Source organism: Clostridiaceae bacterium HFYG-1003 (assembly GCA_024579835.1).
In the GTDB taxonomy this organism is placed as follows: Bacteria; Bacillota; Clostridia; order Clostridiales; family Clostridiaceae; genus JG1575.
The window spans coordinates 2,661,191-2,680,441 of record CP102060.1; the positions used below are offsets into that span (position 1 = coordinate 2,661,191).

Below are 19,251 nucleotides of genomic sequence, written 5' to 3' on the forward strand. Positions count from 1 at the left end.
CTGACCCTCTTTGATAAAAAAAAGCTACATTAAATATATACAGACACCTGGAGACAACAAAAAAGATCTTTGTAACTTATGATGGATCTCTGATCCGAACCTTGATCAGCTCGAGAGTTCGTTTTTTATGGAACAAAAATCAGGTCACCTGCGGGATTCGATTTCCCCCTGAAAGGAGTTGCTATGATTCATATTGGCCTGGCGGGCTGGGACAGTCAAAGCCTCTATGAGGCGGGCATCCGGTCCAAGGATAAGCTGCGGCTGTACAGCCAGATCTACGATACCGTGGAAGTCAATTCCACCTATTATCAGTTTCCTTCCGAAGCAACCATTCAAAACTGGCATGATACGGTGCCGCCGGCCTTTCGCTTCAGCATTAAGCTGAATCGTCTCTTTACCCATGATCTTGGACTGCGCCTGCCACTGGAAGCCACTGCCCGACTCAGCGAATTTCTGACGAGCTTCGCGCAGCTGGGGGACAAGCTGTCCTGGTTTCTGGTTCAGCTGCCGCCCAGCCTTGCAGCTGATCCGGCAGCTTTGGACGGTTTTCTTTCGACCATGCGAAAAATCCTTCGGGAATCCGGCCTTTCGGCTGGCATCGCGGTGGAATTCCGCCATTCCACCTGGTATGAACCCGGCACGGCGGAAATACTGGCGCGCCGCCAGGCAACCCAGGTAATTTCCAGCTCTCCCGGGCGATGGCCCTGCGAGTGGATTGCCCCTCACCCGGAGAGTTACCTGCGTCTGCACGGTCTGAAGCGCATGTACCATACGCCTTATTCAAAGGATCAGCTGAATCGGCTCAAGGAATGGCTGGATGATGCCAGAGCCCCTGCCTGGATCTACTTTGACAATACCGCCACCCAGGGAGCCCGCGACAACAGCCGCTATCTCATGCAGATTCTGGGTCAGCCGGTTCCGGAAGAAACTCATCAGCTGACGATGGATCTTTAGCCACTCTGTTCTGTCAGGCCGGATTGATGTTTTCTCAGAGTTTTCCCTGATGGAGTGATTTTCAGGTTCCTGCGCCATCGCAAATCCTTTCCCCTCGATTCCACTCTCCTGTCAGATGCATAATCCTGCTTTTATTCCATCTTAATACCGCCAGTCAGGCTTCGGGAGAGTCCGGATATCCCTCCGGTCTGGTTCCACTCTGGCTCCAGTCAGGCTTCGGCCAAGTCTCCAGTAAATTCTCTTGAAATTCCCTGGAGAGCTGGTGGACAGCCTGCTCAGGAACGCTGATGGAGCAATGGATCCTGTCATTTCATCATTTGTTTAATTTTCATTGTTTTTTGAAGTAAAGGATACTCAACTGTATAATTTGCATCGTTTTTGCATTTTTATTAATTCAATTCGCCAATTCTATTCGGCTTTTCTTGCCGGTTTGATTTCAAATCCTGCCTTTTCTGAATGAAATCCCCCAAAAAGCACTTGACCGCTCCCTGACGTTATGTATAATTATTCATATATTGTTAATATTATGTATCGGAGCTGAAATTATGTCATATATATACGCGTCGAAAATCGTCATCGATTTTTCCAAACTGATCCCCTGGACCAATGTGTTCATTCAGGGTACGGTGGTCACCATCGTCCTGTCCCTGATCACGGTCATCCTGGGAAGCCTTCTCGGCCTGACCGCCGCCATGATGAAACGAAGCCGCTACCGCGTCCTCAACGTCATCGCGGACCTGTATGCCCAGATCATCCGAGGCACGCCCATGCTGGTCCAGCTACTGATCTGGCTCTACGCTCTGCCTCAGATCGGAATCCGGCTGCCGGAACTTCCGTTTCTGGGCAGTATTTACGGCTCGCGGGAATTCATCACCGCCGTCGTCGCCCTGGCCATTAACTCCGGCGCTTACATCAGCGAACTCCTGCGCGGCGGACTCAACTCCATCGACAAGGGTCAGATGGAAGCCGGACTGTCCCTGGGACTCTCCCGAAGCCAGAGCATGCGCAAGATCATCATCCCCCAGGCGGTCAAGGTCATCCTGCCCGGCCTGGCCAATGAATTCATCACCATGATCAAGGAATCCGCCATCGTCTCGACGGTCGGCATCTTTGATGTCACCTACAGCAGCAACATCATCAAGGCCGCCACGTATTCCACGTTTGAGCCGCTCCTGGTCGTTGCGCTGATCTATCTGTTCCTCACCACTGTTACGACTCAGCTCATGGCCATCATGGAAAGGAAGTTGAATACGGATGCTGACCATAAATAATCTGTACAAACAATTCGGCAGCCTGGAAGTGCTCAAGGGCGTCTCCACGACCGTGGAAAAAGGCGAAGTCGTTGCCATCATCGGACCCTCCGGTTCGGGCAAGTCGACGCTGCTGCGCTGCATTAACCTCATGGAACGGCCGACCTCCGGCCAGATCCTGTTTCACGGGGAAGACCTCTCCGTCCTGGATCCGGAATCCAAGGAGCTGACCACAGCCCGAGGCCGAATGGGAATGGTGTTTCAGCATTTCAACCTGTTCCCGCACATGACGGTGCTGGAGAATCTTACCATGGCGCCTGTCCTGGTACGATCGCTCAGTCCGAAGGATGCCGAGGCTACCGCAGAAAAGCTGCTGGCCCGCATCGGTCTCTCCGACAAGCGCGATGTCTATCCGGCCAGTCTCTCCGGCGGTCAGAAGCAGCGGGTGGCGATTGCCCGGGCACTGGCCATGGAACCGGAACTGATGCTCTTTGATGAACCCACCAGCGCCCTGGACCCGGAAATGGTCAAGGAAGTGCTCCTGGTTATAAAAGATCTGGTGAAGGATGGCATGACCATGGTCATTGTAACTCACGAAATGAACTTTGCCCGTGAAGTGGCCGACCGCATTCTGTTCATGGATGACGGACAAATCGTAGAGGAGGGACCCCCGGCGGATGTCATGGACAATCCCCGGGAGGAAAGAACCCGACAGTTCCTCAATGTGGTGAGTTACTGATTCCAAACCCTCCCCAATCCTGGATCAAAAAAAAAGAAACAAACAAATTTAAAAAAGGATGTATGAAGCATGTTTAACCTTAAAATAAAGCAAATGATGATGAATTCGGCGGCCCTCCTTCTGGGCATAACCCTTCTCTCCGGCTGTGCTCCCACCGCTCCCGCCACCAGCCCGGCTACCTCCCCGACAGCAACCACTCAGGGCGCAGCCACAGATCCGGCCACCGGCGGATCCACCACCGGCGCTTCCACCACTCAGGCACAGGCCGATGAAAATGATAAGCTGGCCCAGATCAAGAAAGCCGGCAAGATTGTCATGGGAACCTCCCCGGACTATCCTCCGAATGAATTCTATATCCTCGATGCCTCCGGCAACAAGCAGATCGTCGGTTCCGACGTGATGCTCGGACAGGCCATCGCTGACAAAATCGGCGTCAAGCTTGAAATCAAAGCCACCGATTTCCAGGGTGTTCTCTCCAATGTCCAGGCCGGCCAGATCGACATGGCCATTGCCGGACTGACCTATACCGAAGGACGGAAGCAGTCCATGCAGTTCTCCACCGGATTTGTCAACGAATCCGTAGAAGGCTTCCACGGTCTGATGATGACCAAGGAAACGGCTGCCAAATACAAGACGCTGGATGAAATCAAGTCGGCCAAGCTCACCATCGGAGCCCAGACCGGCTCCATCCAGGCAGAAATGGCCTACACGGTCACCGACGCCATGAACGTCAAACTCATGGGCGTGCTCGATGCCCTGGCTCTGGCCCTCAACGCCGGAGACCTGGACGCGGTGGTTGTCTCCACAGACAATGCCATCAACATGCTGGCCACCTTCCCTGATTTCACCATCCTGCCGGAAGAAACCTACAACCTGGATCCGGAAGGCAAATACAATCAGAACATCATCGGCTTCCCCCTGGGCGAAGAATATCAGTCCCTGATCGCGGTTGCCAATGAAGTGATTGAAGCAGCCAAAGCCGACGGCACCATGGAAAAATGGCGCCAGGAAGCTCTGGAACTGGCCAAGAAAGCTCTGGAATAGGTGGCGCGATGACGTCCCACGAATCAGCCATCAAGACTTACCTGGAAGAAAGCCATCCTCAGTATGCCGAACTGGTCCGGTATCTCTACGACCATCCGGAAACCGGCAATGAAGAATGGCTGGCTCAGGAACAGCTTACGAAGATGTTGACCGGACTGGGCTTTTGCGTAACCAAAGGAGCAGCCACCCCCACCGACTTTGTCGGAGTCTATGACTCCGGCAAACCCGGTCCGGTGCTGGCCTACCTGTGCGAATACGACGCTCTGCCCGTAGTCGGCCACGGCTGCGGCCACAACCTCATCGCCGGAATCTCCCTGGCTGCTGCCGCTGCCCTGAAGCAGGTCATCGACCAGACCGGCGGCACGCTGCAGGTCATGGGCTGCCCGGCCGAAGAAAACTTCGGGGGCAAGATCAGCCTGGCCGAGGCCGGCCTGTTCAACGGCGTGGACTGCGCCATGATGCTCCATCCTTCCAGCGTCAACGGGCTGGGTGGACGGTCCCTGGCCCTGATTCCGGAACGGTTTGTCTTCCACGGCAGGTCCGCCCATGCCTCCCGGGCCTGGGAAGGTGCTTCCGCCCTGGATGCGGCCGTCTCCACCTTCAACCTGCTGAACCAGCTCCGCCAGTTCGTCAAGCCGGGCACCAACATCCAGGGCGTCATTACCGATGGCGGCAAAGCCGCCAATGTGATCCCTGAAACGGCCCAGCTGGACTACTACTTCCGCGCTCCCTCCATGGCCTACTGCAAGGAAGTTCAAGCCAAAGCCCTGACAAGCGCGCAGGCGGCTGCCCAGGCAGCCGGCGTCCAATTCAGCCACTTCCAGTATGAAACCGCCTACGATGACTGCCTGATGAACTACACCCTGGGCGAGCTGCTGCAGGAAGCCTTTGCCACAGCCGGCCTGACTGAGATCGAAGCCATCGTCGAAGAGCCCATTGGCTCCACCGATGTCGGGGCTGTCTCCTACCGCTGCCCGACCATTCAGGGCAAAATCAAGATCTGCGGCAGTGATGTTCCGGCTCATACCAGTGATTTCGCCGCGGCCACCGTATCTGACGCCGGATCAAAGGCCCTTCTGGACGGAGCCTTCAGTCTGGCCCTCCTGGGTCTCCGGCTCCTGACGGATCCCCAGGCTCTGGCCAAAGTTCAGAAAGAATTTCAGGATTCCAAGCCGATCTGATTCACAATATTGGGATTCAGCGGCCAGGGCATCCCTGATTCAACGAGAACACCCGACCAACCAGGCCGGGTGTTCTCCCTTTTTCATCGGATGGCCGATGAGCCGGACGATCAAGGGACCCATCGGCCGGATCGAAGAACCAGGGGATGGACCAGCCGGTGAATTTCAATCGCCCGCCGGCGGTTCCCGCCCCGCGGGGTTATAATGGAAGGAGCAGGGTGTTTCATCGGAAACACCGAATGTACTCCGAGGGGGTGGACACTATGATCGAACTGCCCGAAGCCCTGGTCCTGGCCAGACAGCTGAATCAGGCCGTCTGCGGCAAAACCGTTGCCGCGGCAGCCGTGAACCAGTCACCGCATCAATTTGCCTTTTACCACGGGGATCCCGCCGTTTACCCCGATAGACTGTGCGGCTGCACTCTCCACGATGCTTCCGCTTACGGCGGTATGGTGGAAATGGACTTTGGCCGATGTCGGCTGGTCATTTCCGACGGCGTCAATCTGAGGTTTCATGAAATGCCCGCCACCCGGCCGAAGAAGCACCAGCTCCTCCTGGAATTCCGCGACGGAACGGCCCTGAGCGCCAGCGTCCAAATGTATGGCATGCTCTGGTGCTTCGAACCCGGAACCTTCGACAATGAATACCGGGCTGCCGCACTGACGAAACCGTCTCCCCTGACGCCGGAGTTTAACCGGGCCTGGTTCCAGTCATTGCTGAAAACAGAGTCGGTTCAGAAACTCAGCCTGAAGGCCTTCCTGGCCACCGAGCAGCGCATTCCCGGACTGGGCAACGGAGTCCTGCAGGACCTGCTCTGGTCCTGCGGCCTGCATCCCAGGCAGAAGGTCTCCAGCCTGGATGACGAAGCTGCCGGGAAGCTGTTCTTGTCCATCAAGACCACCCTGGCGGCCATGGCTGATGCCGGCGGCCGGGATACCGAGAAAGATCTCTTCGGTCAAAGCGGCGGCTACCGTGCCAGCCTGAGCAGCCTCCACCAGAAAGAGGGCTGCCCCCGGTGCGGCGGCGAAATCCGCAAGGAGAGCTATCTGGGCGGCAGCATCTATACCTGTCCCCGCTGCCAGCCCATCTGATGATCATTGATCGAATGGCTATAGAATGATCATCAAAGGACCCCTTGAATGACTCTTGAATGAAACAGCCCGCAAACTTAGCATTTGAATAAATTAACCCTGGGAGGTAATTCATGTTTCGAACCATGCGCCGAGCGCGCCAGCTCCTGTCCCCTGAGGCGACCCACACTGTTCTTGCCAGATGCACCAACGGCATCCTGTCCTGTCACGGCGATGACGGCTACCCCTACGGTGTGCCGGTCAGCTATGTCTATCACAATGACCGAATCTACTTCCATTCGGCGGCGGCTGGCCATAAGCTCGATGCCATTACCGGCAACCCGAAAGTCAGTTTCACCGTCATCGATGAGGATACCATCATCAGTGCCGAGTACACCACCTATTTTCGAAGCGCCATTGCGTTCGGACGGGTCCGCGTCTGCGCCGGCGACGAACGGATCGAGGCATTCCGGGCCATGGTGGAAAAATACTCCGGAGACCGTCCGGACGAAGAAAAAGCCAAGGAAGTGGCTGGCTGCTCCGCTGCTCTGATCCTCGCCATCGATGTGGATCATCTGACCGGCAAGGAAGCCATTGAATATGTCCGCGCCCGCACATAAACCGCCGGACCCTGGCATCAGAAAGTCCTTCGGGGAGTGATATGGTCACTCCCCGAAGGACTTTTTCTTATGCTTATTTTCATGGGAAACCAACATGGTTAATGCGCCGCATTGAATCTCCGGATGGAGCCGCTGCGCCGGGTCATTACGCTTTCCGCACGATTTTTTTCTTGAAATGGTCCGAAGGACAGATGATCTGCTGCTAACCGAGTGTGATCAGCTCGTACTTCTGGCTGCCCAGTCCCATTTCCTCGGCATGAGCCAGGGATTCCCGGCCGTTGTCAAACAGAGGCTTGCCTTCCCGCTCCTGCAAAAGATCAATGCAGACCCGGTCAATGGCCACGGGATCCGTGGAGGCGAAGACGCCGATGTTATCAGCCACCAGCTCCATGTGTCCGCCATAGCAGTCACAGTACTGGGTGACATTGAGCAGGAAGTTCAGGTAAATATTGCGCTTGCCAAAGCCAGCTCCGTAGGCATATTCCGCCAGCCGGGCCGTAAAATCCTTCGCGCCCCAGTCGGTCTTGATGGCGCCTACCGGACAGGCGGCCACACAGGCGGCACAGCCGACGCATTTCTCATGGTCGATGAAGGCCGTCTCGGTCAGCTCAATGGCTCCGTAATTGCAGGATTCCACGCAGGCGCCGCAGGCGATGCATTCATCCTGGCTGACCACCGGATTGACGGTGGCATGCTGCGCCATTTTGCCGGAACGGGCGGCAAAGCCCATGGCCAGCTGCTTCATGGCACCGCCGAAACCGGCTTCGGCATGTCCCTTGAAATGTGCCATGATGATGAACTGATCATAAGGCGCAAAGCCGGCCCCCAGCTTGACCGAATCAAACACTTTGCCGGGAATCGGCACTTCCGTCACCGCTTCGCCGTGATCGCCATCGGCGATGATGATGGGAAGATCCGTAAAGCCATGCTCCCTGGCCAACGCAATGTGGCTGTCCCGGGTTGTCCGGCTGCCCCGATAAAGTACATTGGTCTCAATATAGCTGGGCGTGATGCCGCGCGATTTGAGCCGGCTGATGACTCCCTGATAGCACCCGGGACTCAGGAATGTATCATTGCCCTTTTCCCCGAAATGAACCTTCAGCGGGATCTCCCCGGCCAGTTCCACTTCTTCCCGGGCCACCACTTCCTCAAACAGCCGGGCAGCCGCCTCGGACAAGGCTGCCTCATCGGCCTGCTTCATCGGAATAAAATAAACGTTGCTCATAATTCCTCCTTCTGCTCACTACTACACGATTCTTTGACCATTCCCCGAGCCGCCCCCTGAAAGCGGCTGCCGCTCACTGGACTATTCCCTCGCAGCCCTGGCATTGCCCCGCCTGGCTGGTCACTTCCCGGCTTCGGCCGGATTCCCCCACTCGGACAGAATATCCTCAATCACCCTGGCAACGAACTGCCCCGGCCGCGAATCCAGAACGCGGTCAGCGGCCTCCTGAACTTCAGCCGGTGAACTGGCCAGTGTATAGGAGAGTTCGGCTTCCCGCATCATCTCGATGTCATTGAGATAGTCTCCGGCCGCGATGACAAAGGCACTGCTGTTCTCCCGAATGTAGCGGATCATCTTGCCCTTGGATACCTCTCGGGGCGTCAGCTCCAGATAATGGGTCTGAGACTTGACGACTCGAAGCTGGGGCAGATACTCCCGGACATACTCATGGGCCAGTCTCATGCCCGCGTCGCAGTTCTCATCCGTCAGGCCGAACAGGATCTTATTGCAGCGCTGACCTTCCACATCTCCAAAATCTGCCCGGACAAAGGGATGATGCTCGACCACCCGGGGATCCTCATCCGGACTTTGGCTGACCAGATACGTCTGATCCGGCGTGTACACCTGAATCATGATTTCCGGATAGAAGACAGTCAGCCGCCGGAACAGCTCCCCCAGCCCCTCGGTAGCCATTTCATGCTCGATGATGGACTGCCGGCCCGTTCGGTCATACAGCGTCGCGCCATTGGCAAAGATTGCCGGAAAGTTGGACGGAACTGCCTGAACGTGGTATTCCGCGTTGATCCGGCCCCGGCCCGTGGCCAGAGTAAAGTAGAAGCCTGCGGCGATAAACCGCTGAATGGCTTCCAGGTCGGTCTCGGAAACCTGCAGGGACTTGTCCACCAAGGTTCCGTCAATATCGGCAAACAGCACCACCGGCCGTTTTCCTGCCGCGGTCTGTGTTAAAAACTGATCCAAATATTTCTCTGTCACTGATTTCCTCCTGCCGGATATGTTCTCTTCCTATCAGTATAGCATTTCTTCCGTTTTTCATTGCAAATCCAAATGAAAATAGATCCGTCAGGCCCCTCCGGCCCACCGGATGGAACAGGAGTCCCTCCGGCCCACCGGATGGAACAGGAGTCCTTCCGGCGGGCCGGAGGGACTCCCTGTTGTTCTTCCTGGATTTCTCAAACAGCCGTTTCCCGATTGAAATCACGATGCTCCCTAAGGTGCCGGCGGATATTCACTGCACAAAAGCCGCCAGGCGGGTTCATCCTCCTCGATGGTGGGAAAACGTCCCACCGCCTCCCGGAAGAAGTTGTCCGTTTCATCGTCATTGACGGAAGAGACTTCTCCGATGAGGACGGCTCCGGTACCTGGCTCCACCCGAAAGTCGTGGGACAGTCCGGGCGTCAGCGTGACGCTCTCCCCGGGGGTCAGGCGCAGACTGGCGCCGGAGGGAAGAATCCGGTGGACCCCGTCACAGGCAACCCGGACAGGTTCCGAAGTTTCATGTCCGTCCTCATCCGTCTGAATCAGACGCAGGAGCAGATTGCCGCCCCCGCGGTTGATGATGTCCTCGGTCTTGGCCCGGTGATAATGCATCGGGGCATATTGGCCTTCGCGCAGCATCAGGAGCTTTTCGGCATAGGTCCGGGCATACTTCGGATCCCCCGCTTTGCCGTTGCGCAGTGTGATCAGGGAGAAGCCCAGGGCATGGAAGTCCCCCTGACCATAATCGGTAATATCCCAGCCCAGCCGGCAATCCCTGACTTCATCCCAGTCGTGGCCTAAAACAGGCCACGTCGCTGGACTGACGTGGCAAAACGGCGGCAGCGCGAAATGGAACCGGTCAGCCAGTTCTTCCATTTCCCGGATGGCCTGATTGATTTGTGATCGCTTCATCGCTCCAGCTCATCCTTGTCGGTGGTGGTGGAACAGGTCTTGGGATTATAGTATTCGGGTTTGGAACGGAACTGGTCATTGGTGGCGTATTCGGAGGATTCCACCTCGCCCAGTTCATCCGTGGTCTGTCCCTGCTGAGGATTGTGATGCCTGAGCTGCTCTTCCGTCTCCGTGATATCCCGTGATTCGGGGATCACTTCGCAGAAATTTTTCTTTTCTTCCGGTTTCGGAGTGGTTTTCAGCGGTTCCTTTTTCATGAGCGATTCCTCCCATTGTTTGAAATCAGGTCTTTGCCGGCAGGAATCCTGCCGTTTGATTTACTTTTACCTTACAAAAAACAGTTCAGATTGATCTCGGCCTGAGCCAGGGGACTGCCCGAGAATTCCCGGAGCAGCTGATTCAGGTGATCCAGAACCGCCTGATCCAGACTGCTTTTCACGACCGACTGAGACTGAAACTGCCCCTTGATCACATCACCGACTTTGGTTACCACAAACCGGCCCTCAAACCGGGGTTCGCTGGTCCTGACATACTCCAGGAGCCTGGGCAGCAGTTCCCGGTTAAGGATCTGTTCCATACGCTGTTCCGATTTTAAAGCCTCCCCCCACTTGCGGGTGAGCTCTTCCGTTACCGGCATGACAAACACATCGTTGATTTTCGTATTGATATCGGGATATTCCATTCTTTATACCTCTTTCCTCATTGATTCCTGTCCATGGATCTTTTCCAGGCTCATGCCTCCCTTTCAAGGGAGACAATCGCAGGATGTTTTTACTCCCGATCCGAAGCAGGCTGAACTTCTTCCTCTGTTTTGAGTTTATACTTCAGGGCGCCGGTGGGACATTCCCGCACGACCCGGATGACTTCCTCCACGGGGGCCAGATCCACCATGATCCAGGGACGGCTGGACGGGTCGAATACAAACTCATTTTCCCGGCTGCAGACGCCGGTATGGTTGCAGCGGTCCTGGCTGTAGTAGACATCGATGTCCTTGCCCCGGTATTTACGATAGCCTTGGGCCATCAGTTCTTCTTCTGTCACGAATGCATTGCTCCTTTGTCTGCGGCAACTGCCGGGCATCCACCTTCGGTGGGTTACCGGAAGGATCTGCGCCAGATTGCGGCTCGGTTGGTTTGAGTCCATTATACCGTGACGCTGTCCGGCATTTGAGAACATTCTATGAAAGAAGGGCAAGTCTTTCGTGAACCTCCGGCACTCAGACAAGGTTCTTCCGGTTCATCGGCAAGTCTTCGACGGCTTCGGACCGTCGGGGATGATCGGCTGGCAAGAATCCCTTGAAGTATTTAGGAAAGGATCTGAGGACAGGATCGATGGACAGGATCGATGGACAGGATCGATGGACAGGATCGATGGACAGGACTTGATTTCAGTGGAAGGCGTGATTCGAAAAATGCAGCGATTTGATTCTAAACGCGAAAAAAGCCGGGGTTTCCGGCTTTTTTCTATCGGTTCTCATGATTCATTGTTAGCTTATGTTTGCTGCCCACTGGTTCAAAAGGTGTTTCCCGGCATCGGTAATTTCAAAGAAGTAGTTGACCAGACTGTTATCCCGTTCGATCAGCCGATCGGTGCGGACCGTCACCAGGTACCCTTTCTCCGTCAGCCGTTCCGCTTCTGTCTGGATCTCCTCTTTTCGGTAATCACGCAGCTGGGAATGGCTCTTCAAGTAAACATACTCGTCGCTGTTTTTATCATGGAGAATCTTCAGAATTCGAATGCCCAAATCAGACATGAACGCTTCCTCCATCTGTATTTATTTTGTTAAAGCAATCTTAACAAAATATTTACTATTTGTAAAGCATCCATTCTGTTTAATCGTACCCAATTAAGTTAAATATCGGTTAATTCGCTCGGCTAAATGACGCGGTGGCGGGGTTCGCCGGCCAGGTAAGAACGGATGTTGCGCATGGTAGAGTCCAGAATCCGGATTCGGGCTTCCTTTGTCGACCAGGCGATATGCGGGGTGATGATCAGATTCGGGGCTTCCCGCAGGATATGGCCTTCCGGCATGGGTTCCATGGACAGAACATCCAGAGCGGCACCGGCAATGACGCCTTCATCCAGCGCCCGGCGCAAGTCTTCCTCCACGATGAGGGGGCCGCGGGAGGCGTTGATCAGGAAGGCACCTGGCTTCATCAACGCCAGGCTTCTGGCATTGACGATGCCCCTGGTGAACTGGGTCAGGGGACAGTGCAGCGTCAGGATATCCGACTGCCGGAAAATCTCTTCCAGGGAAACGGATGGCACATCGAAGGCCCGGCCCGGCCGCTCCACAGTAATGACCTGCATGCCGAAGGCGCGGGCCAGTTCACCGACCCGCTGTCCGATCCGGCCATAGCCGATAATTCCCAGTGTCTTGCCCATCAGCTCAACCTGGGGTGACAGGGTATAGCACCAGTCGCTGGCGCTGGTCCACTCCCCGGCCCGGACGGACTGGCTGTGCCGTCCGATCTGGTGGGCCAGCTCCAGGATCAGAGCCAGCGTAAACTGGGCAACGGTATCCGTGCCGTAGGTGGGCACGTTGGACACCACGATGCCAAGGTCCCGGGCAGCTGCCGCGTCAACGCAGTCATAACCGGTTGCCATCACCGTAATGTATTTCAGCTGCTTAGCCTCTGCCAGCGCCTGACGCGTCAGATTCGCCTTGTTCGCGACCACAATGTCGGCGTCCCGGATCCGGTCCGCGATCTCTTCGGGCAGGGAGCGGTCATAGACCGTTACGTCGCCGAAGGCTTCCAGGCCTTCCCAGGTCAGATCGCCCGGGTTGAGGGTATATCCATCCAGTACAACTATTTTCATGCTATACCTCCTCCAAGGTTGATGCGGCGAGGGTCTGGTTGATAGCCCGGGGCAGGAACCGGCCCTGGCCGCGCTCTCCCAGGAACTCGCCCTGTCGGGCGAGCATCCGGCCTGCTGAGAACACATAGTCAATGGCGGTGCGATGCGTCATGCCTTCATAAATGCTGTAATCACAGACTGACGCCATTTCTGAAGCCCGGATGGCGGTTTCGGGTCCTTCCCGCAGGATCACCAGATCGGCATCGCTGCCCGGTTGAAGCGTGCCTTTTCTGGGATACAGTCCAAAGATCTTTGCGGCATTGGTGGAAGTCAGTTCCACAAACCGTTCCAGCGTAATGCGATGTTTCAGGACGCCTTCGGTGAACAGCAGCGGGATCCGCTCCTGGACGCCCGGAGCTCCGCCCGGAGCCAGACTGAAGTTGTCCTTTCCGGCCAGTTTTTCCTGAAGGCAGAACGGACAATGATCCGTTCCGACGGTCTGGCAGGTGCCGTCAATGACGGCGGTCCAAAGGCTCTGCCGTTCCGCCTCGCTGCGCAGCGGGGGTGCCATGATGTACTTCAATCCCTCTTCAGGTCCGCCGGATTCGTAGCGCTCCTCAGTCAGGAGCAGATACTGCGGGCAGGTTTCCATGAAGACCGGAATGCCCTCCCGCCGGAACTGAACCATGCGCCGGGCTCCCAGGCCCGTCGAGGTATGAACCACATATACTGGTACATTGCCGGCCATTCCGGACAGCTCGCACAGCCGGCCGATGAACTCGGATTCGGTCCGGGGCGGGCGGGTCCTGGCGTGATAAATGGGGCTGAGCTGGCCCTGCTCCAGGGCCTCCTTCCTCAGAAGCCGCGTCACCTCATCGTTTTCGCAGTGAACCGTCAGCAGCCCGCCCGCTTCCTTCATGACCCGCAGGATTCGGATCAGATCCTCGTCCCCCATTTTAAAGCCGTAAGTGGAGTACGCCTTGAAACTGGCAATGCCCTCCCCAATCAGTTCCTTCAGCTCGGTCAGAATGGCCTCATCCACATGCTGTATAACGCCGTGGAAGGCATAGTCGATGACGCTTTTGCGCGCTTTTTCCTGGTACCGGTCCAAAGAATACCGGAGCGGTGAACCGGCCGGCGCAAAGCCGATATGATCAATGATCGTGGTGGTTCCGCCTAATGCCGCAGCCACCGTGCCGGTATAAAAATCATCCGCCGAGCGGAATGTCTCCGACTGCTGCAGCTCCATATGCGTATGGGGGTCAATGCCCCCCGGAATTACCCAGGCTCCCTGGGCATCAATGATTTCCTCTCCGGGCAGCGGCTCCAGTCTGCCCATTTGGGCAATGAGCCCGTCTTCGATCCGAAGCGACTCCTCCCGGATGCCTTCCTCCGTAACCAGTTTTCCATGAATGATCAAGTACCCCATGGTTGCCCTCCTTTGCCGGGTTGGTCATAACGATTGATCTGATTGAAAATGTCTGTTGCGTTATTTTGGCTCTATCATTATTTACGGTCGATCATTATCCTGTTTCTATCATTCTTTGGTTTCTATCATTGTTATAGTTCTTTCATTGGCATCGCAGTTGATCCTGACATCGCAGTTGATCGAAGTGTTCCCGCTGAATCAAATGTTCACGGTGATCCACCGGTTAATGCATACCGCTGCAATTGCATATGAGTATTGCCTGAATACCTGCCTCTCTGAAAACAAGCTGGTGCCAATGACTGGTCTGGTTTCATTATACTCCCGGACAGGCGCCTCGGACAGTCCGGGCCGGTGGCCCGGATGGATTCCGTCTTCCCCTGGGCCAGCCCGGGCACTCAGGAACAGGTCTGGTCCGTGATAATATGCTCCACCCCGGTGTGCTCCCGACTGAGGTAATCCTTCAGAAAGGTCGGAAATGCCTTGTACCGGTCCAGGTCATCCATCGGGATCCAGTGCATGTCTTCCCGGATGCCATTGATATTCCAGCTGTTACTGTTCAGTTCCCTGGTGCCTCTGGGCTTCATGACAAAATAGAGGCAGATCTCGTGGCAGTTCAGTCCGGCCAGGGTGCCGGTGCTGTCATTGAAAAAATTCTCATGGACCACTGCCAGGTGCTGGATCTCATACTTTACTCCGGTTTCTTCCAATACTTCCCGGACCACCGCGTCCTGTGCGCTTTCCCCCATATGGACAGCGCCCCCGACGGAATACAGGTAGTCTTCGCACGGATTGCCGGCAAACAGCACGCAGCCCTCCTCCACAATAATGGCAGCCGCCCGGTAGCGGAACCAGTGGCTCTCTCTGGTAAATCCACAGTCGTACATGTACTGTCCCCCCCAAATATCAAAGAATCAAAAAACCGTCCCTGCTTTCAACAGACCGATCCTGGTTCCCTCCTGCAGGCAGTTTGTACTATCCATGATACATCATCTCCCCGTCCCATGGGAACGGATCCGCCGATGCCGCATTGGGACCTGATCGTTTGCTCACTGGCGGGCTGCCGATTATACGCACCTGCCCATCAGAGACAGCAAGGTGCCGCCGCGGGGTGGGCGGCAGCACCTTGCTGATTTGGATCCCTCATACGTTCAGATCCCTGACATTGATCCTTTCCGGGGGTCTGTGCCTCCGGGCTCAGGCTAAAGTCTGGACCAGAGCTTCTGGGCGTGGTCGCGGCACTGGGCCATGAGGCGGGGATGGTCCACGGTCAGGAAGACGCGGTCCTTCATGACGAAGCGTCCGTTGATCATGGTGTCCTTGACCTTGTACCCGGACAGTCCGAACAGGACATGGCCGCCCCAGGTGGTCTGGTTCAGGGGGGTGAGGGGATCGTAGTCCACCACAATGAGGTCCGCGTAGGCGCCGGGGCTGAGGAGGCCCAGGGGCTTCTTGAAGTAGCGGGACAGAATTCGGGGGTTGTTCTTAAACTGCAGGGTCAGCGCTTCGCCGAAGCCCACGGTGGGGTCGGCCAGCGCATGGGACTGCAGGATTTTCGCGACTTTCATCGACTCAAACATGTCGTTGGTGTAGGCGTCGGTGCCCAGTCCGACCAGAATGCCTTTCTTCAGCATTTTGATGACGGGGCTGGTGCCCACGGCATTGCCCATGTTGGATTCGGGATTGTGGACCACCATGGTATCGGTGGCCAGAATCCGGTCAAGTTCCTCGTCATCGGCATGGATGCAGTGGACGGCCAAAGTTTTGGGTCCCAGGATGCCATGTTTTTCCAGCCGGTGCACGACTCTCATGCCGTAGCGGGCCTGGGTCACGGCTTCATCGTCGCTGCCTTCGGCCACATGGATGTGGAAACCGGTATCCAGTCCCTGAGCTGCCTTGCGGCAGGCGTAGAGCGTCTCTTCCGACAGGGTGAAGGAGGCGTGCAGACCGAACAGGCCGTGGATCAGACCGCTGTCATCGGCATTGGCCTGGCGGATGAAGTCGGCGTTCTCGCGGATTCCTTCCCGGGCGATGGCTTCGCCGTCCCGGTCCGAGGTTTCATAGCACAGGCTGGTCCGGATGCCCAGATCCCGCGCCGCTTCGGCGATGGCGCTGAGGGAGCCGGTGATGTGATGGGGGCTGGCGTGATGGTCAATCACCGTGGTTACGCCCTGGGCAATGGAATCCGAGAGCGTGCCGTACGCCGAGTAGCGGGCATCCTCCACGGTGAGCTCCTTGTCCAGATGCCACCACAGGTTTTCCAGGATTTCCAGGAAGTTGCGGGTGGGATCCTTGGGGCCGAATCCCCGGGCAAAGGCCGAGTAGATGTGGCTGTGGGCGTTGATCATGCCGGGCATGATCAGGCGGCCGCCGACATCATAGACTTCCTCCTGCGGGTATTTCGCTTTCAGCAGGGCAAAGTCCCCCACTTCGGAGATTTCCTGACCGCGAACCAGAACCGCTCCGGCGTGGAGCACCTGGCCCGCCTCGTCATTGGTCAGCACAATGCCGTTGCCGATAATCATAGGGCACCTCCGGTTTCAACCAGCAGCCAGGGATAATCCCGGGCGACGGTCTGAGCCATGGTCCGCAGTCCCTCTTCCCGAATGCCGTCCAGCGTCGTGGTCTCGACGCCGCCTTCGGCATATCGGACCAGAACTTCCTCCTCATGGAGGTAGAAGCCGACGTTGGCGGAATCATGGAAATCGGCCGCGCTGCCGAACAGCGTGACTTTGTCCTTGTAGGGACGCCCGGCATGGGGACAGAAGGTGGTGCAGTTGCCGCACTCGTTGCAGGCAAAGTCCAGATGCAGAATCTGATGGACGTTAGCAAAGCCCGGCACCGCAATGGCCACATTGGCCCGGTTGGGGCAGACCTCGGTGCAGATTTCGCAGACATCATGGCACGACAGGCAGCGCTCGCCTTCCCGGCTGGTCTCCAGCGGGAGGATCAGGAAGCCGCGCTTGTTGTAGACGGCCGCTTCATCCAGGGGCAGGCGGTATTCGGCAAAATCATCTTCTTCCAGGATTTCCAGCGCCAGCTTTTTGGCTTCGGCCATGGCGTAGACGGCCTGAAGGCGGGTCTGCTGGTTTTTCACCGTCAGTCGGGCGCCGGGGATGCTTTCCTCCCGGCCGGTGGTGGAAATCACCAGATCGGCACCTTCCGCCAGGGCCGGCAGCTGATCGGCTGTCACATTGAAATGGAATTCCACGCCATAGGCTTCGATGAAGCGGCGGTCCAGCTCCATGGAATGCAGGCTCTGTCCGGTTTGGTCCTTGATGTTGTTGAGCATGCCGAAGGCGCGGTCCTTCTTTTCTGCCACCTTCACCGCGTAGCCGGCCCGGGCCAGGTAGAGCGCAGCGGACAGTCCCTGAACGCCGGCGCCGATGACCAGGACGGTCTTGCCGTTGGGCTGCGGCCGGACGATGGATTCAATAAATTCCTCCATGGCCTGTTCCACCGCCACATGCTTGACGCCGCGGATATCGATGGACTGATCGTAGTCCACCCGGTTGCACCGCTTCGTGCAAGGGTGGTAGCAGATTTCGCCCAAGGTGGCCGGCAGGGCGTTGTCCTTGGCAATGACGGCCATGGCTTCGGCATAGCGGCCCGCAGCGGTCAGCTGCAGGTAGGCCGGAATATTCTGGCCGATGGGGCAGCCCCCGTCCTGACAGGGTGCCTTGAAGCAGTCGAAGAGCGGCAAGGGGGAATCGGTCTTGCGCAGAACGATGTCTTCCCGGTATTTTTTATGATTGCGGGCTTCCTTCATCAAATGATCCGCCAGGGCGGCGATCCGGTCCGCATCCGGTCCGGTGTATTCATTCTGCAGGAAAGGCTGGCTCAGGTAGGCGATCTGGGACAGGCGCTCATAGCCGCCCGGCTTGAGCAGCGTGGTGCAGACCGTAACCGGCAGAATGCCGGCTTCCACAAAACGAGGCAGGTTCAGGGCATCGGCGCCGCCGGAATAGGCCATGGGCAGCCGGCTGCCAAAGGTGGCCGACAGCAGCTTTGCCACATGAACGGTCAGCGGCAGCAAAGCCCGGCCCGAGGTGTACATTTCTTCGCCGGGGAGTTCTCCATGGGCAATGCCCACCGGGAAGGTGTTGGTCAGCTTGACGCCGAAGACCCGGCCTTCTTCGCGGGCGAGCTCCAAAAGCTCCTCCAGCATGGGCACGGCTTCCTCATACTTGAGATCCTGATCAAAATGATGGGTGTCGAAGCTCAGGTAGTCAAAGCCCAAGGCGTCGACCAGACGGCGGGCTTCGTCGTAGCCCAGCAGAGTGGGATTGCATTTGAGGAGCACGTCCAGCTGCTTCTCCTGCAGGAGGTAGCGGACGATGCTCTGGATTTCATCCTTGGGGCAGCCATGCATGGTGGACAGCGCCAGGCTGGTGCAGATGGCCGGAGAAATCCGGTCCAGATCCTCCCGGGTAAAATGCTCAAAGGCTTCGAGCTGCTCTTCCAGGGTCCGGCGGCACTCCTGGAACACCGGCGTCGGCGCGGCATTTTTCAGCCCTTCGATGAAGCCGTCGATCTTGGGAGACTGAATTCCCTCCAGGGTATAGCCGACACTCATGTTGAAGGCGAAATCCCGCGTCGGGGCGAGTTCGAGTTCCTTCATGGCCACATGGCACAGGAACCAGGCCTTGATGTATTCTGTCTGTGCTTCCTCCACCGTCAGCTCCGTGGACCATTCCACGTTGTAGCCTTCATCGGCGGCATTGATGCAGGGTTTGGCAATGGCTTCCCGCAGCGCCTGACCATCCATGATCTGAACGGTCTTAAGCTCCATGAAGCGGGCTCCGGCTACGTAGGCAGCCACAATGTTCTGGGCCAGCTGAGTGTGGGGGCCGGCAGCCGGTCCGGTGGCGGATCCGATGAGGCACCCGAAGGGAGTCATCAACCGGTGACTCCCGCTTCGGTAGGCCTTTTCCAGATCCACGCCGAATATCCTGCCCGTGTTCCTTTTTTCCTCCAGCATCCACAACAGCAGATCCTGGAACGGGACGGGTCGCATAATATCAGACATGGCATT

The 19,251-nt window shown here is 56.9% G+C and carries 19 protein-coding genes; 7 read left to right on the forward strand and 12 right to left on the reverse strand.

The window, feature by feature from the left end; genetic code table 11:
- Window positions 1–183 precede the first annotated feature (183 nt).
- The 7 genes from NQU17_11930 to NQU17_11960 all read left to right on the forward strand — a co-directional run bounded on the left by NQU17_11930 (window position 184) and on the right by NQU17_11960 (window position 6,858).
- On the forward strand, window positions 184–954 hold the full coding sequence (locus tag NQU17_11930) for a DUF72 domain-containing protein (protein UUM11353.1): 771 nt from the start codon (window positions 184–186) through the stop codon (window positions 952–954).
- Window positions 955–1,499: 545 nt separating this feature from the next.
- Window positions 1,500–2,225 (forward strand): amino acid ABC transporter permease, encoded by a 726-nt coding sequence (locus tag NQU17_11935; protein ID UUM11354.1) that lies wholly within the window; start codon window positions 1,500–1,502, stop codon window positions 2,223–2,225.
- Window positions 2,209–2,943 carry an amino acid ABC transporter ATP-binding protein gene (locus NQU17_11940; protein ID UUM11355.1) on the forward strand — a complete coding sequence of 245 codons (735 nt, stop codon included), beginning with the start codon at window positions 2,209–2,211 and terminating at the stop codon, window positions 2,941–2,943. The genes NQU17_11935 and NQU17_11940 overlap by 17 nt, the downstream gene beginning before the upstream one ends.
- A gap of 69 nt (window positions 2,944–3,012) precedes the next feature.
- Window positions 3,013–3,987 (forward strand): transporter substrate-binding domain-containing protein, encoded by a 975-nt coding sequence (locus NQU17_11945; protein ID UUM11356.1) that lies wholly within the window; start codon window positions 3,013–3,015, stop codon window positions 3,985–3,987.
- 8 nt (window positions 3,988–3,995) lie between these two features.
- A complete protein-coding gene (locus tag NQU17_11950) occupies window positions 3,996–5,168 on the forward strand; it encodes a M20 family metallopeptidase (protein UUM11357.1) in 1,173 nt (390 codons plus the stop codon).
- 263 nt (window positions 5,169–5,431) lie between these two features.
- Entirely contained in the window at window positions 5,432–6,259 is an 828-nt protein-coding gene (locus NQU17_11955; GenBank protein ID UUM11358.1) for an endonuclease VIII, read from the forward strand.
- A 113-nt stretch (window positions 6,260–6,372) separates the two neighbouring features.
- The gene (locus NQU17_11960) at window positions 6,373–6,858 is read left to right on the forward strand and encodes a pyridoxamine 5'-phosphate oxidase family protein (protein ID UUM11359.1); all 486 of its coding nucleotides are present in this window, start codon (window positions 6,373–6,375) and stop codon (window positions 6,856–6,858) included.
- 202 nt (window positions 6,859–7,060) lie between these two features.
- Here the strand turns inward: NQU17_11960 and NQU17_11965 are convergent, their stop codons facing one another.
- The 12 genes from NQU17_11965 to NQU17_12020 all read right to left on the reverse strand — a co-directional run bounded on the left by NQU17_11965 (window position 7,061) and on the right by NQU17_12020 (window position 19,245).
- Window positions 7,061–8,083 carry a DUF362 domain-containing protein gene (locus NQU17_11965; GenBank protein UUM11360.1) on the reverse strand — a complete coding sequence of 341 codons (1,023 nt, stop codon included), beginning with the start codon at window positions 8,081–8,083 and terminating at the stop codon, window positions 7,061–7,063.
- 120 nt (window positions 8,084–8,203) lie between these two features.
- The gene (locus NQU17_11970; GenBank protein ID UUM11361.1) at window positions 8,204–9,076 is read right to left on the reverse strand and encodes an HAD family hydrolase; all 873 of its coding nucleotides are present in this window, start codon (window positions 9,074–9,076) and stop codon (window positions 8,204–8,206) included.
- A 234-nt stretch (window positions 9,077–9,310) separates the two neighbouring features.
- Window positions 9,311–9,991, reverse strand: a complete 681-nt coding sequence (locus NQU17_11975; GenBank protein UUM11362.1) for a D-lyxose/D-mannose family sugar isomerase — start codon at window positions 9,989–9,991, stop codon at window positions 9,311–9,313.
- Window positions 9,988–10,248: a hypothetical protein gene (locus tag NQU17_11980; protein UUM11363.1), complete on the reverse strand. Its 261-nt coding sequence runs from the start codon at window positions 10,246–10,248 to the stop codon at window positions 9,988–9,990. The genes NQU17_11975 and NQU17_11980 overlap by 4 nt, the downstream gene beginning before the upstream one ends.
- Window positions 10,249–10,319: 71 nt before the next feature.
- Window positions 10,320–10,673, reverse strand: coding sequence for a hypothetical protein (locus NQU17_11985; protein UUM11364.1), 354 nt, complete (start codon window positions 10,671–10,673; stop codon window positions 10,320–10,322).
- A gap of 89 nt (window positions 10,674–10,762) precedes the next feature.
- A complete protein-coding gene (locus NQU17_11990; GenBank protein UUM11365.1) occupies window positions 10,763–11,032 on the reverse strand; it encodes a (4Fe-4S)-binding protein in 270 nt (89 codons plus the stop codon).
- A 445-nt stretch (window positions 11,033–11,477) separates the two neighbouring features.
- Entirely contained in the window at window positions 11,478–11,744 is a 267-nt protein-coding gene (locus tag NQU17_11995; GenBank protein ID UUM11366.1) for a hypothetical protein, read from the reverse strand.
- Between the two features lie 122 nt (window positions 11,745–11,866).
- Window positions 11,867–12,811: a D-2-hydroxyacid dehydrogenase gene (locus NQU17_12000; GenBank protein UUM11367.1), complete on the reverse strand. Its 945-nt coding sequence runs from the start codon at window positions 12,809–12,811 to the stop codon at window positions 11,867–11,869.
- 1 nt (window position 12,812) lies between these two features.
- Complete coding sequence (gene hydA, locus NQU17_12005; GenBank protein UUM11368.1) at window positions 12,813–14,219, reverse strand: dihydropyrimidinase; 1,407 nt, start codon at window positions 14,217–14,219, stop codon at window positions 12,813–12,815.
- A 395-nt stretch (window positions 14,220–14,614) separates the two neighbouring features.
- Window positions 14,615–15,103, reverse strand: coding sequence for an NUDIX domain-containing protein (locus tag NQU17_12010; protein UUM11369.1), 489 nt, complete (start codon window positions 15,101–15,103; stop codon window positions 14,615–14,617).
- A 315-nt stretch (window positions 15,104–15,418) separates the two neighbouring features.
- Window positions 15,419–16,741 (reverse strand): putative aminohydrolase SsnA, encoded by a 1,323-nt coding sequence (gene ssnA, locus NQU17_12015; GenBank protein ID UUM11370.1) that lies wholly within the window; start codon window positions 16,739–16,741, stop codon window positions 15,419–15,421.
- Complete coding sequence (locus NQU17_12020) at window positions 16,738–19,245, reverse strand: NAD(P)-binding protein (protein ID UUM11371.1); 2,508 nt, start codon at window positions 19,243–19,245, stop codon at window positions 16,738–16,740. Before NQU17_12020 ends, ssnA begins: the two co-directional genes overlap by 4 nt.
- Window positions 19,246–19,251: the final 6 nt, after the last annotated feature.

Excerpts from the sequence above, each read along its gene's own strand:
- NQU17_11940 (UUM11355.1), top strand. The coding sequence starts at position 2,209 with ATGCTGACCATAAATAATCTGTACAAACAATTCGGCAGCCTGGAAGTG.
- NQU17_11935 (UUM11354.1), top strand. The coding sequence starts at position 1,500 with ATGTCATATATATACGCGTCGAAAATCGTCATCGATTTTTCCAAACTG.
- NQU17_11960 (UUM11359.1), top strand. The coding sequence starts at position 6,373 with ATGTTTCGAACCATGCGCCGAGCGCGCCAGCTCCTGTCCCCTGAGGCG.
- NQU17_11995 (UUM11366.1), bottom strand. The coding sequence starts at position 11,744 with ATGTCTGATTTGGGCATTCGAATTCTGAAGATTCTCCATGATAAAAAC.
- NQU17_12010 (UUM11369.1), bottom strand. The coding sequence starts at position 15,103 with ATGTACGACTGTGGATTTACCAGAGAGAGCCACTGGTTCCGCTACCGG.
- NQU17_12020 (UUM11371.1), bottom strand. The coding sequence starts at position 19,245 with ATGTCTGATATTATGCGACCCGTCCCGTTCCAGGATCTGCTGTTGTGG.
- NQU17_11930 (UUM11353.1), top strand. The coding sequence starts at position 184 with ATGATTCATATTGGCCTGGCGGGCTGGGACAGTCAAAGCCTCTATGAG.
- NQU17_11945 (UUM11356.1), top strand. The coding sequence starts at position 3,013 with ATGTTTAACCTTAAAATAAAGCAAATGATGATGAATTCGGCGGCCCTC.
- NQU17_11985 (UUM11364.1), bottom strand. The coding sequence starts at position 10,673 with ATGGAATATCCCGATATCAATACGAAAATCAACGATGTGTTTGTCATG.
- NQU17_12000 (UUM11367.1), bottom strand. The coding sequence starts at position 12,811 with ATGAAAATAGTTGTACTGGATGGATATACCCTCAACCCGGGCGATCTG.
- ssnA (UUM11370.1), bottom strand. The coding sequence starts at position 16,741 with ATGATTATCGGCAACGGCATTGTGCTGACCAATGACGAGGCGGGCCAG.
- NQU17_11980 (UUM11363.1), bottom strand. The coding sequence starts at position 10,248 with ATGAAAAAGGAACCGCTGAAAACCACTCCGAAACCGGAAGAAAAGAAA.
- NQU17_11950 (UUM11357.1), top strand. The coding sequence starts at position 3,996 with ATGACGTCCCACGAATCAGCCATCAAGACTTACCTGGAAGAAAGCCAT.
- NQU17_11955 (UUM11358.1), top strand. The coding sequence starts at position 5,432 with ATGATCGAACTGCCCGAAGCCCTGGTCCTGGCCAGACAGCTGAATCAG.
- hydA (UUM11368.1), bottom strand. The coding sequence starts at position 14,219 with ATGGGGTACTTGATCATTCATGGAAAACTGGTTACGGAGGAAGGCATC.
- NQU17_11975 (UUM11362.1), bottom strand. The coding sequence starts at position 9,991 with ATGAAGCGATCACAAATCAATCAGGCCATCCGGGAAATGGAAGAACTG.
- NQU17_11965 (UUM11360.1), bottom strand. The coding sequence starts at position 8,083 with ATGAGCAACGTTTATTTTATTCCGATGAAGCAGGCCGATGAGGCAGCC.